The organism is Kitasatospora sp. MBT63 (assembly GCF_000710465.2).
Classification (GTDB): domain Bacteria; phylum Actinomycetota; class Actinomycetes; order Streptomycetales; family Streptomycetaceae; genus Kitasatospora.
In genome coordinates, this window is sequence record NZ_JAIZ01000114.1 from 1 (window position 1) to 12,334 (window position 12,334).

The 12,334-nt window shown below is 74.2% G+C and carries 10 protein-coding genes; 4 read left to right on the forward strand and 6 right to left on the reverse strand.

Annotation, left to right across the window (positions count from 1 at the left end; all coding sequences use genetic code 11):
- The 3 genes from AA75_RS07700 to AA75_RS07710 form a co-directional block, all read right to left on the reverse strand.
- Nucleotides 1-1,318 (reverse strand): LCP family protein (locus tag AA75_RS07700; RefSeq protein WP_051811984.1); only part of this gene is annotated, 1,318 nt, incomplete at its 3' end.
- Between the two features lie 164 nt (nucleotides 1,319-1,482).
- Nucleotides 1,483-2,745, reverse strand: a complete 1,263-nt coding sequence (locus AA75_RS07705; RefSeq protein WP_051811985.1) for an LCP family protein — start codon at nucleotides 2,743-2,745, stop codon at nucleotides 1,483-1,485.
- 33 nt (nucleotides 2,746-2,778) lie between these two features.
- Entirely contained in the window at nucleotides 2,779-3,570 is a 792-nt protein-coding gene (locus AA75_RS07710; protein ID WP_033819057.1) for a TIGR03089 family protein, read from the reverse strand.
- A gap of 101 nt (nucleotides 3,571-3,671) precedes the next feature.
- Here AA75_RS07710 and AA75_RS07715 point away from each other — a divergent pair, with 101 nt between their 5' ends.
- Together AA75_RS07715 and AA75_RS07720 are read left to right on the forward strand one after the other, a co-directional pair.
- Nucleotides 3,672-4,844, forward strand: coding sequence for a peptidoglycan recognition protein (locus tag AA75_RS07715; protein WP_033819058.1), 1,173 nt, complete (start codon nucleotides 3,672-3,674; stop codon nucleotides 4,842-4,844).
- 79 nt (nucleotides 4,845-4,923) lie between these two features.
- Nucleotides 4,924-5,841 (forward strand): DNA-3-methyladenine glycosylase, encoded by a 918-nt coding sequence (locus AA75_RS07720; RefSeq protein WP_051811986.1) that lies wholly within the window; start codon nucleotides 4,924-4,926, stop codon nucleotides 5,839-5,841.
- A gap of 21 nt (nucleotides 5,842-5,862) precedes the next feature.
- On the opposite strand, the gene AA75_RS07725 is transcribed toward AA75_RS07720, so the two are convergent.
- From AA75_RS07725 to AA75_RS07735, 3 genes are read right to left on the reverse strand one after another with little or no spacing between them, the layout of a single operon-like run.
- Nucleotides 5,863-7,152: a coenzyme F420-0:L-glutamate ligase gene (locus tag AA75_RS07725; RefSeq protein WP_033819059.1), complete on the reverse strand. Its 1,290-nt coding sequence runs from the start codon at nucleotides 7,150-7,152 to the stop codon at nucleotides 5,863-5,865.
- Complete coding sequence (gene cofD, locus AA75_RS07730; protein WP_033819060.1) at nucleotides 7,149-8,108, reverse strand: 2-phospho-L-lactate transferase; 960 nt, start codon at nucleotides 8,106-8,108, stop codon at nucleotides 7,149-7,151. The genes AA75_RS07725 and cofD overlap by 4 nt, the downstream gene beginning before the upstream one ends.
- A gap of 53 nt (nucleotides 8,109-8,161) precedes the next feature.
- Entirely contained in the window at nucleotides 8,162-8,800 is a 639-nt protein-coding gene (locus tag AA75_RS07735) for a cysteine dioxygenase family protein (protein ID WP_233288958.1), read from the reverse strand.
- A 674-nt stretch (nucleotides 8,801-9,474) separates the two neighbouring features.
- On the opposite strand from AA75_RS07735, the gene AA75_RS07740 reads away from it, so the two are divergent.
- Together AA75_RS07740 and AA75_RS07745 are read left to right on the forward strand one after the other, a co-directional pair.
- Nucleotides 9,475-9,747, forward strand: coding sequence for a WhiB family transcriptional regulator (locus AA75_RS07740; protein WP_033819061.1), 273 nt, complete (start codon nucleotides 9,475-9,477; stop codon nucleotides 9,745-9,747).
- A gap of 277 nt (nucleotides 9,748-10,024) precedes the next feature.
- Nucleotides 10,025-12,334 (forward strand): glycosyltransferase family 2 protein (locus AA75_RS07745; protein ID WP_033819062.1); only part of this gene is annotated, 2,310 nt, incomplete at its 3' end.

Here is a 12,334-nt window from a genome sequence, read left to right on the forward strand (position 1 = left end):
CGGCGGGGGGGCTCGGGGCGGCGGGCGCGGCGGAGGCGGCCGCGTCGGCGGCCTGCTGCACCTCGGTCAGCGAACGGTCGTTGGCGATCATCGAGAAGAGCTGCTCGGAGTCGCCCGGCTTGAGGATCAGCCGGTCGTTGTCCTTGGGATCGTCCAGCACCGGCACGGTGGTGAAGGTGATGTTCTTGGTGTCGACCTTGCTCAGGTCCAGCGCCAGGTCCTTGAGCTTGTCGACGCTGCCGATGCCGGAGTCGACGGTGAGCGCCTTGGTGGCGGCGTCCGCGAGGCTCCACAGCTTGGTCGGGCTGGTCAGGGTGTCACCGCTCTTGATCTTGCGGATCATCGAGCTGATGAACTGCTGCTGCAGCGGGATCCGGGTGAGGTCGCCGCCGAAGCCCACCGCGTGCCGGGTCCGGACGAAGGCCAGCGCCTCCTCGCCCTGCACCACGTGCTTGCCCTTGGTCATGTTCAGGTGCGAGTCGGGGTCGTTGATCGGCTTGGCCGCGCAGACCTCCACCCCGCCGACGGCGGTGGACAGCGTCTTCACCGCCTCGAAGTTGACCATCATGAAGTGGTCGATCCGGATCCCGGTGGCCTTCTCCACGGTCTTCCAGGTGCAGCCGGGGTCGCGGCCGTCCTGGCCGAGACTGGTGTTGAACATCGCCCGCGCGCTGCCCGGGATCTTCTTGGTGCCGCTCTGGCACTCCGGGATCGGCAGCATCAGGTCACGGGGGATGCTCATCACCGTCGCGTTGCTGCGGTCCTTGGCGACGTGGAACAGCAGGGTGGTGTCGGCGTGCCCAGTGCTGCCCTCGTCGCCGTACTCGCGGCCGAGGCCCTCCCGGCTGTCGGTTCCGATCACCAGGATGTTGAGCGCGTCGCCGGCCGCCTGCGGCCGCTCGGCCTCGCTGCCGACCTGGACCTCGACCGAGCTGATGTTGTTGTTGAAGTGCTGGTACGCGTAGTACGCGCCGCCGCAGCCGGCCACCAGTACCAGCGCCGCGACCCCGGCGGTCCACTTGAGCGCGCGCCTGCGCGGCTTGGAACGGCCGCCCTTGCGGCGGGCGGCGCGGCCACCGTCGCCGGGGCCGGTCGGTGTGAGCGGTGCGACCGCGGGCTCCGAACGGGGCCCGGGCATCCGGGCCGGGCCCGGCGCGGTGCGCCCCGGTCCGGCCTGCGGCGGGACGACGGGCGCAGGCCCGTCCAGGTTCAGCCGGAACTCGCCGGTCTGCGGGTCGAGGACCCACTGATCGGCCGGGTCGACCTCCTCGGGCAGCGGGACCGCGAGGCGGTTCGGCTGCCGGTGTCCGCTGTTCACCCCGGACACCCTAGACGAGCCGCACCGGTGGTTCGGTCACGGTGTGACAGCTGCCACACTTCCAATTCCCAATGAACCGGGCCAAAGAGCCCGAGTCGTCTTCACATTTCGTGCCCAACCCGGCCGCGTCCGCCGCGGCGGCCCGGACCGGGTCCGGGGCCGGATCAGCCGGCCGGGCAGACGTCCTGGTCGGCGGTCCGGCCCTCGAGCGACGGGCTGGCCGCCGCCGTCCCGGGGTCCGCCGGGGCCTGCTGCGCGCCGGGCGTCGCACCGGCCTGCGGCGAGGCGTCGGGCGAGGCGTCGGGCGAGGCGTCCGGTGACGGGCCGGGGGATCCGTCCGGTGCGGTCCCCGTCACCGGGCCCAAAGAGGCGCTCGGCCGTACCGTGACCTGCTGGTCCGCCCGCAGCGCCGCGAACAGCCGGTCGGTGTCCGGCTGGACGAACTCGTCCCGGTTGGCGTTGTAGCGGTACGGCCGGCGCGGGGTGGTGAGGAAGGTGATCTCGTTCGGCGGCATCGAGCGCAGCCGCTGCGCCAGCTCGTACAGCGCGCCCAGCCGGCTCAGTCCCGGATCCGCGGTGATCGAGGAGGTCGCCGCGTCCAGCAGCGGCCACAGCTTGGTCGGGTTGAGCAGCACACCCTGCGACTGCACCTTGCGCACCAGGGCCGCCAGGAACTGCTGCTGGCGGCCCATCCGGTCGGTGTCGCTGCCGTTGCCGAGGCTCTCCCTGGCCCGCACGTAGCCGAGCGCCTGTTCGCCGTGCAGCACCTGGCGGCCGGCGTCCAGGTCCAGCTTGGCGTCCCGGTCGTGGATCGGCGCCGGGACGCACACCTCGACGCCGCCCACCGCGTCGACCATCCGCTTGAAGCCGGTGAAGTCGAGGATCACGTGGTGATCGACCCGGATCCCGCTGATCTGCTCCACCGTCCGGATGGTGCAGGCCGCGCCGCCGGTCTCGAAGGCCAGGTTGAACTGGCCGAGCCCGCCGCGCGAGCGGCTGCCGTCCGGCAGGTCGCAGGGCGGCACGGTGACCATCACGTCGCGCGGGATGGAGACGGCGGTGGCCCGCCGCCCGCCCGCGGCCAGGTGCAGCAGGATCACGGTGTCCGAGCGCTGCCCGCCGGTGGAGCCGTACGCGGAGTTGGCCCCGCCGCGGTCGTCGCTGCCGATCAGCAGGATGTTCTCGGCGTCGCCGGCGACCGGGGAGGGCCGGTCCGACTCCCGGCCGAGCAGTCGGCCGGTGGCGGTGTCGGTCCTGATGTTCCCGTTCAGCTTGCGGTAGGCGAGCCAGGCCAGCGTGCCGCCGACCAGCAGCACCAGGGACAGCAGCCCGGCGACCAGGGCCAGCCAGTGGCGTCGCAGGAACGAGCGGCGCCCCCCTCCCTCGCGGGTCGGGGGGCGCTCGCCGTCCTCCTGCTCCACTGCCATCGGGGGATCCGTACCCCGGTGGCGCGGGCTGCATCAGCTCAGACGCAGAGTCACCCGTTCGGATTCGATCCGCTTCTCCCACTGGTCGGCCGTCAGCTGTCCCGAGTTGCGGCACAGCACCACCGAGGCGCCGGCCGCCAGCGGCGCCAGCAGGCCCGCCTCCAGCCCGGCCCAGTCGTCGTACGACTGGGTGCTGAGCACCCGGTCGCCGGGGCCGAGGCCGAGCCGGGCGGCGCCTGCCCTGGCCAGCTCGACGGTCTGCTCGCCGGTCAGCTTCAGCGGCAGCCCGTCGGTGCTGGTCTCCAGCGCCGGGGCCTGCGGGTCGACGGGGGAGTAGGGCGCGAAGCGGTCGCCCTGCCCGGGCACCTCGGCGGCGTAGTCGAGGAAGCCGTCGGGGCGCTGCGGGAACCGGCCGCCGAGCGGCCGCAGGGCCAGCGCCACCCGTTCGCCGGTGCAGGCCTCGGCGGCGGCGAGCCCGTCCGGGCCGCTCACCACCAGGTCGGCGTCGGCCGGATCGCCGCCGGGGATCACGGTGACCCCGACGGACCAGCAGGCCAGCAGCCAGACCGCGCTCTGCCAGTGGGCGGGCAGCAGCAGCGCGGCCCGGTCCTCGGGGCCGGCGTTCAGCTCGTCCTGGATCAGGTTGGCGGTCTTGGCCACCCAGTTGTCGAAGGTCTTCGCGGAGAGCTCGACCCGTTCGCCGGTCGAGTCGTCGTAGAAGGTGACCAAGGGGCGGGAGGAGTCGGCATCGGTGGCCCCGGGGCGCAGATAGGCGTTCAGCAGCTCGGCGGGGGTACGGGCGTCGGCAGCGAAAGGCGCAGTCATGGTGCGGTCCAGCCTACGGCCTTCGGGTGGTCGGCCGGGAGAGTGATCAGCGGCGGGGGCCGACATGGCAGCGGGAGTGATTTGCCGTCAATATCCGTTTTATGCGCTTTACTCACTTTGCTGCTCTCGCCGCCGGGTCCACCGCCCTGCTCATCCTCCAGCCCGTGACCGCCGGTGCGGCCGCGGCGCCCCGGGAGAGCCGGTCCGTGGCCGGCGGCGTGACGACCCTTCCCCTGACCGACAGCCGGCGCTCCGTGGGCGCGGACGGTGCCGAACGCACCCTCCCGCAGCGGAGCACCGTCTCCTTCTCGATGGTCGGCGTCAGCTGGGACGACCCGGCCGCCACCTTGGACGGCACCGTCCAGGTCCGCACCAGGGACGCCACGACCGGCCACTGGAGCGACTGGCTCGACCTGGACAGCGCCGACGAGGACCGCCCCGACGAGCCCACCGGCCGGGGCTCGACCGCCCCGCTCTGGGTCGGCCCCAGCAACGGCCTCGCCGTCCGGGTGCACGCCTCGGGCCACCCGCTGCCGGCCGGCCTGCGCGCCGAACTGGTCGACCCCGGCCCCGGACCCGCCGTGACCGGACCCGCCACCACCGCGCCCGGGGACACCGGCCCGGCCGGCAGCGCCTCCGCCGAACGGGCCCTACCCCGCGTCGAGCACCCCGGGCCGCGGCCCGGCATCGTCATCCGATCGGGCTGGGGCGCGGACGAGTCCCTGCGCGAGCCCGGCTACGTCTACACCGGCGCCGTCAAGGCGGTCTTCGTCCACCACACCGACACCGCCAACAACTACGCCTGCTCCGACGCACCCGCGATCATCCGGAGCATCTACCAGTACCACGTGAAGACCAACGGCTGGCGGGACATCGGCTACAACTTCCTGGTCGACCGCTGCGGCACCATCTACGAGGGCCGGGCCGGCGGCGTCATCCAGCCGGTGCTCGGCGCCCACACCCTGGGCTTCAACAGCAACACCTCGGGCGTCGCCGCGATCGGCACCTACGGCTCCGACAGCGTCCCGCAGGCCCAGCAGGACGGCATCGTCAAGATCGCCGCCTGGAAGCTCGGCCTCACCGACGTGGACGCCGCCGGCTCGACCACCCTGGTCTCCGCCTCCGACGGCAGCCGGTACAAGAAGGGCACCTCGGTCGGGTTCAATACCATCTCCGGCCACCGGGACGGCTTCGCCACCGAGTGCCCCGGCGACCAGCTCTACAACCTCCTGCCCGACATCCGTTCCCGCGCGGCCCATCTGCAGGGCCGCTGAACCGCCCGCCGAGGGGGCGGGCCGCAGGGCGTAGGGTTCCTGTGGCCCAACCCCCGGGCGGCGGAAGAGGTGACGGGCGATGCCGGGAACGGTACGGCAGTGGCGGCCGGGATTCCCGCTCGACCTGCCCAGGATCCTCTTCCCGCTGCGCCGCGGCCCCGGCGACCCGGCGCTGCGCACCGCCGGCGACGGCGCCGTCTGGCGGGCCTCCCGCACCCCGGCCGGCCCCGGCACCGTACGGATCGCGGCGGCCGGCGGCGAGGTGACCGCGCAGTCCTGGGGCCCCGGCGCCGACTGGCTGCTGGAGGCACTGCCCGCCCTGCTCGGCGCCGACGACGACCCGGCCGGGCTGGTCCTGCCGCCCGGCCCGCTCCGCGACGCCCAGCGCACCCACCCGGGCCTGCGGCTGGGCCGGACCGGGCTGGTGATGGAGTCGCTGGTCCCCGCGGTCCTCGAACAGAAGGTCACCACCGACGAGGCGTACCGCGCCTGGCGCATCCTGCTGCGGGACTTCGGCACCCCGGCACCGGGGCCGGCCGGGCCGGTGGACGGGATGCGGGTCGCGCCGTCCGCCCGCGAGTGGGCGCTGATCCCGAGCTGGGAGTGGCACCGGGCCGGTGTCGACCCGAAGCGGTCCGCGACCGTGGTCCGCGCGGCCCGGCTCGCCGCCCGGCTGGAGGAGGCCTCCGGCTTCGCGTCCGACCGGGCCTTCGCCCGGCTGACCGCGGTCCCCGGGATCGGTGTCTGGACGGCGGCGGAGACTCTCCAGCGCAGCAACGGCGACCCGGACGCGGTGTCGGTCGGCGACTTCCACCTGCCGAACCTGGTCGGCTGGGCGCTGGCCGGGCGGCCGCGCAGCGACGACGCGCAGATGCTCGACCTGCTGGAGCCGTACCGCCCGCACCGGTACCGGGTCTGCCGCCTGCTCATGCTCACCGGCGCCCGGGCGCCCCGGTACGGGCCCCGGCTGACGCCCAACGACCACCGGGGGCGGTGAGGGGCCCGGACGGGGCGGGGCTCAGCGGACGGTGACGAAGGCGTCCGCCTGGCGGGGCGGGCGGTGGCGGGGGGACTCGGCCGGGCGGCCGACGGCGACGGCGCCCATCGGGTCCCAGCCGGCCGGGAGGTCGAGGACGTCCCGGACGGTGTCGCGGCAGAACATGGTGGAGGACACCCAAGCCGAGCCGTAGCCCTCGCCGGCCAGGGTGACCAGCAGGTTCTGCACGGCGGCCCCGATCGCGACGGTGAACATCTCCCGCTCGGCCGCGCCCCGGCGCGCGTCGGGGTAGTCGTGCGAGCCGTCCATCACCAGGCAGGGCACCACCAGGTAGGGCGCGTCCCGCAGCACGTCGCCGCGGGCGGTGCGGCGGGCGACCTTCTCCTCGTCCCAGCCGTCGAGCTCGCGCAGGTCGCGCTGCCAGGCGGCGAGCATCGCGTCCAGCAGCCGGGTGCGGACCTCGGGGGTCTCCAGCAGGACGAAGCGCCAGGGCGTGGTGTGGTGCGGTGCGGGCGCCGTGACCGCGGCGGACACCGCCCGGCGGACGGCGTCCGGGTCGACCGGCTCGGCGGTGAAGGAGCGGATCGTCCGGCGGAGGGTCACCGCCTCGCGGACGGCCTCCGAGGTGCCGAGCCGGAACATGTCGTCGGCGGCCGGGCGGACCAGCGCCCGGGCGCCCTCGCCGTCCTCCGCGGTGACCAGGCCGGCCAGGCCGCGGACCACCGCGACCGGGGTGCCGGTGGCCTTGCCCTTCACCAGGTCGGCCGCGGCGGCCAGTTCGTCGGCGGTGGCGGTGACGGTCATCGCCAGCCGGTTGCCGTGGCTGTCGGTGCGGCCGCGGTGGTCGTCCAGCACGGGCAGGCCGGCCGCGCCGATGGCGACGTCGGTGAGGCCGTTGCGCCAGGGGCGGCCGAAGGTGTCGGTGATCACGACGGCGAGCCGGCGTCCGGTCAGCCGCCGGAGTCCGGCGCGCAGGGCGCGGGCCGAGGCGTCCGGGTCCTCGGGCAGCAGCAGGACGGTGCCGGGGGCGGTGTTGGAGGCGTCCACACCGGCGGCGGCCATCACCAGGCCGTTGCGGTTCTCCACGATCCGGGTGGCGCCGCGCCGGGCGACCACCCGGACGGTCTCGGCGTCGATCGCGGCCTCCCGGTCGTCGGCCCGCAGCAGCCGCCCCTCGGCCTTGCTGACGATCTTCGAGGTGACCAGCAGGATGTCGCCGTCCTCGAACTCCCCGGCCTTGGCGATCAGTTCGGCGAGGTCCGCGCCGGGCTCGATCTCGGGCAGCCCGCGCACCGGGTGCACGCCGATCACGGCCGGACCTCCGCGGCCAGGGCCAGCGCCTCCCGCGCCATCGCGGTGCTCGCCGCGACATCGGTCATCAGCAGCGGGACGGCCCGGCAGCGGATCCCCGCCTGCTCGACCCCGGCGACCGCGTCCCCGTCGGCGGTGTCCACCAGCCAGCCGTCCAGCAGGTCGGGGCCGTAGTGCCGGGCCACCGCCTCGGCGGTGGCCTCGACGCCGACCGCGGCCAGCACCTTGTCGGCCATGCCCCGCACCGGTGCGCCGCCGATGATCGGGGAGAGCCCGACCACCGGCGCGGGCGCCGAGGCGACCGCCTGCCGCAGTCCGGGGACGGCCAGGATGGTCCCGATGCTGACCACCGGGTTGGACGGGGGCAGCAGGATCACGTCGGCCGCGGCCAGCGCCTCCAGGACGCCCGGCGCGGGCTTCGCGGTGTCCGCGCCGACCGGCACGATCGCCTCGGCGGCCACCGCGGCGTGGAGCCGGACCCAGTACTCCTGGAAGTGCACGGCACGGGTGCCGGCCTCGTCGGTGATCCGGACGTGGGTCTCGACCCGGTCGTCGCTCATCGGGATCAGCCGCACCCCCGGCCGCCACCGGTCGCAGAGCGCCTCGGTGACGGCGCTCAGCGGGTAGCCGGCGGCCAGCATCTGGGTCCGGACGATGTGGGTGGCGAAGTCCCGGTCGCCGAGCCCGAACCACTCGGGGCCGACGCCGTAGGCCTTCATCTCCTCCTTGACCGACCAGGTCTCGTCGGCCCGGCCCCACCCCTGCTCCTCGTGGATGCCGCCGCCCAGGGTGTACATCACGGTGTCCAGGTCGGGGCAGACCTTCAGCCCGAACAGGTGGATGTCGTCACCGGTGTTGCCGATGACCGTGATCTCGTCCCCGGGGGCGACGGCCTCCTTGAGCCCGCGCAGGAAGCGCGCCCCACCGATTCCGCCTGCCAGTGCCACGATGCGCATGCGCCCATCCTGCCAGGCGGCCCGGTGGCGGTCGGTCAGGCCCGGCGCGGGGCCTACCGGTCGGCGGTCCGCACGCCCTGCTGCGCGTGGTCGTGGCCGGAGGCGTCGGTGGCGTACTGGTTCATCTCCACCAGGCCCGGCGTGTAGAGATGGATGGAGACGGCGGGCTCCAGCGTGCCGTTGACCACCTCGTGCAGGTACCCGGCGGAGAAGACCCGCCGGTGGCCGGGGGTGAGCACCCGGGTGCCCTCGCCGGAGCCGGTCAGCGAGCGCTCGACCAGCTCGCCCTCGACCACCGTCATCACGCCGGCGGAGCTGCCGTGGTCGTGGAAGCCGCTGCTCTGCCCGGGCAGCCAGCTGAGCAGCCAGACCTCGTAGCCGGGGCCGGTCTCCAGCCGGGCGTACCAGCGGGTGAGGGCGTCGTAGCGGACCAGCGGGGCCCACCGGTCGCGGTCGGCGGCGATCTCCCGGACCAGCCGGGCGTACCCGGCGACGGTGGTCGGGTGGGCGGGCAGGTCGGTCCGGGTCAGGTGCGGGAAGGCCAGCGGGTCGCCGGCGATGGAGACGTCGCTCAGGCCGTCGGCCCAGCGGGTGACGGCGGGGGCGGTGGTGGCGGGGGCCTGCTGGGGCAGGGCCCGGCGGGCGAGCTTGGCGCGGTCCCGGTTGCGGTTGCGGATTCGGGGCATTCGCACGGTCGAGAGTCCTTGGCGTCGGCTGGTGCTACGGGATCAGCCGGGTCCGCGGAGTTCGAGGGGGACTTCGTCGCGCGGGCGGCCTCTGGCTTGCTGGGCGGCGCGCGGTGGGACGCGTGCGCCTAGATACAGCAGAAACAGAGGCGACAGCAGAGCGAGTTCGCGGCACGGCGGAGCGACGCCTGGCGGCGGCTGCGGTGGGCGGCGAACTCTGACATGTGGGAAAGGAGACCGCAAGAGGGGTGGCAGTGTCAACCCGGCTCGACGGACATTCAGGTCACATCTGGGCTCAACCACCGGATGGAGTGATAAATCACCCTCTATGTTTCGATGCGAAGATCGCCGGGAAGGCAGCCCGGTGACCCGGCAACCGCACTCGGGCCACAGGCGTCCCTCCGGTCGAAGGGGGGTTCGGCCGGTCCGCGTTGACGGCACGTCGACCCGCGCGTTGGTTCTGGGGCGATATGCCATCAGGCGCTACGAATGTCCGGGTTGTCCGAATATGTACACTATTCGTAACGGCTTGGTTCCGGGGAGTGAATCCTTGGCCCAATACCAGAGCTCGGCTTGACTGGGCCAGAGTGACGCAACTGTAATTTCACTCGTGTCGTTCCGCCGCTCCAGGCAACGGCAACACCACGGGGACGCCAAGAGGGGCAGAGGAGGCGCGCCAGATGAGCGAGCTCTTTGAGCTTTTGATCGGTGAGGGCATCGAAGAGGACGAAGAGGAACTCGGCTGGCAGGAGCGCGCACTGTGCGCCCAGACCGACCCTGAGTCCTTCTTCCCCGAGAAGGGCGGGTCCACCCGGGAGGCCAAGAAGGTCTGCCTCGCCTGCGAGGTCCGGTCCGAGTGCCTCGAATACGCGCTCGCCAACGACGAGCGGTTCGGAATCTGGGGCGGCCTTTCCGAGCGGGAGCGCCGCCGACTCAAGAAGAGCGCGATCTGACCCGGGCGGAAATCCCGGGACGGCGGCCCGCGGCCCCGTACCCGTGGCGGCGCCTCACCTGACCGGTGGGGCGCTTTCGCGTATCCGCACCCCTTTCCCGGCGACATCTTCACCAGGACCGGGAGCATCACGGTCATCCGGAGCCGTTAGTGTGGTGCGCCATCCGGGTGCCCGGCATCCGGCATGCGCACCGCCGCCCACGTTCGGACCCACGGCCCGCCCGGGCGGCACCGCGACACCAACCGCCCTCCCACCGGAACCGGGGCCCGCGCACTCGATGACCGTCTACAGCCACCAGAGCGGCTTCGCCGCCGCCAGGCCGCCCGCGTACCCGCGCCACCTCGTCACCGCCGTGATCGTCTCGCACGACGGTGCCCGCTGGCTCCCGCAGGCGCTGGCCGGACTGCTCGGCCAGGACCGCCAGGTGCAGCGCATCCTCGCCGTCGACACCGGGTCCACCGACACCTCCCCGCAGCTGCTCCAGGACACCCTCGGCGACTGGCTGCCGGACAGCGGCCCGCTGATCCTCGGCCGCCGCTCCGGCTTCGGCAACGCCGTCGCCCAGGCCGTCTTCAACAGCCCGCCGCTGCGCCCCGAGGACCTCCCGTACAGCCTGGACCCGTCCGGCTACGACCCGGTCACCGGAGGCTGGGACGACTACGGCGACCCGCTCGGCCACGAGGACGACCTCGGCCGCGGCGGCCCGCGCGAGACCCAGCCGGTCGAGTGGCTGTGGCTGCTGCACGACGACTGCGAACCGCAGACCGACGCACTGCGCCGGCTGCTCCAGGTCGCCGACTCCACCCCGACCGCCGCCGTGGTCGGCCCCAAGCTGCGCAGCTGGTACGACCGCCGCCAGCTGCTCGAGGTCGGCGTCACGATCGCCCGCTCGGGCCGCCGCTGGACCGGCCTGGACCGCCGCGAGCAGGACCAGGGCCAGCACGACCAGGTCCGCCCGGTGCTCGCCGTGTCCACCGCGGGCATGCTGGTGCGCCGGGACGTCTTCGAGGAGCTCGGCGGCTTCGACAAGGCGCTCCCGCTGATGCGCGACGACACCGACTTCTGCTGGCGGGTCAACGCCGCCGGCCACCGGGTCGTGGTCGCCCCTGACGCGGTGCTGCGGCACGCCGAGGCGGCCAGCCGCGAGCGCCGCGCGATCGACTGCGGCTCCGACCACCCGCACCGGGTGGACAAGGCCGGCGCCGTCTACACCCTGCTCGCCAACACCCGTGGGGTGCTGCTCCCGTACATCCTGCTGCGGCTGGTGCTCGGCACCCTGGTGCGGGTGGTCGCCAACCTGGTCGGCAAGGACCCCCGGCAGGCCTTCGACGAACTGGCCGGCCTCGGCCACGAGCTGATCAGGCTGCCCCGGCTGCTGCTCGCCCGCAAGCGCCGCAAGCGCACCCGCGCGGCCGACCCCGGCGACGACCGCTCGCTCTTCCCGGCCCCCGGCGCGACCGCCCGGCTCGCGGTCGAGCAGATGGTCAGCTCGCTCGGCATCGGCGGCAGCGACCCGGGCGCCGGCCGGCACGGCTCGGTCGAGTCCGGCCCCGGCGACGACGACACCGACGACCTGGTGGTCGAGCAGTTCACCCTGATCAAGAAACTGGCCAAGCGCCCCGCGCCGCTGCTGTTCACCGCGCTGCTGGTGTTCGCCCTGGTCGCCTGCCGCGGCCTGATCGGCTCTGGACTCCTCCAGGGCGGCGCCCTGCTGCCGGCCGCCGACGGCGCCGGCGGCCTGTGGCGGATGTACGCCGACTCCTGGCACCCGGTCGGCGACGGCTCGACCGCCACCGCACCGCCGTACCTGGCCGTGCTGTCGATCCTCTCCTGGGGGCTGTTCGGCAACGCCGACCTGGCCCTCACCGTGCTGGTCGTGCTCGCCGTCCCGCTCGCGGCGGTCAGCGCCTACCTGGTGTCCCGCCCGCTGATCGAGTCCAAGCTGGTCCGCGCCTGGGCCAGCGCCAGCTACGCGCTGCTGCCGGCCGCCACCGGCGCGCTCGCCCAGGGCCGGATCGGCACCGCGGTGCTCGCCGTGCTGCTCCCGCCGCTGGCCCGGGCCGCCGCGATCAGCGCCGGCCTCGGCATCCGCCGGGAGACCGCCGCCAAGGGCGCCCGCCCCGGCTGGCGCTCCACCTGGATGACGGCGCTGATGCTCACCCTGAGCACCGCCTTCGTGCCGCTGACCTGGGCCATCTCGGTTCCGCTGTGCGCGGCCGCGCTGCTGTTCGCGGTCCTGCGCGGCGGCGCGTACGGCTCCGGCGGCGAGGCGCTGCGACTGCTGGGCCTGCGGGTGCTGGTGATGCTCGGGGTGCCGGTGCTGGTGCTCGCCCCCTGGTCGCTGCACGTGCTGGCGCACCCCTCCCGGCTGCTGCTGGAGGCCGGCGTGGCCGGCTTCAACGGCCCGGCCGCCGACCCGGTCGGCCTGATCCTGGTCAACCCCGGCGGCGCCGGCGTCCCGCCGGTCTGGCTGTCGGCCGGCATCGTGACGGCCGCGCTGGCCGCCCTGCTGCGCGCCGACCGCCGCCGCGCGGTGCTCGCCGCCTGGGGCGCCGCCGCGGCCGGCCTGCTGTTCGCCGTCGCGGTC

Coding starts and splice junctions, on each gene's coding strand:
- AA75_RS07710 (WP_033819057.1), bottom strand. CDS start 3,570: ATGACTGCGCCTTTCGCTGCCGACGCCCGTACCCCCGCCGAGCTGCTG.
- AA75_RS07720 (WP_051811986.1), top strand. CDS start 4,924: ATGCCGGGAACGGTACGGCAGTGGCGGCCGGGATTCCCGCTCGACCTG.
- AA75_RS07705 (WP_051811985.1), bottom strand. CDS start 2,745: ATGGCAGTGGAGCAGGAGGACGGCGAGCGCCCCCCGACCCGCGAGGGA.
- AA75_RS07715 (WP_033819058.1), top strand. CDS start 3,672: ATGCGCTTTACTCACTTTGCTGCTCTCGCCGCCGGGTCCACCGCCCTG.
- cofD (WP_033819060.1), bottom strand. CDS start 8,108: ATGCGCATCGTGGCACTGGCAGGCGGAATCGGTGGGGCGCGCTTCCTG.
- AA75_RS07740 (WP_033819061.1), top strand. CDS start 9,475: ATGAGCGAGCTCTTTGAGCTTTTGATCGGTGAGGGCATCGAAGAGGAC.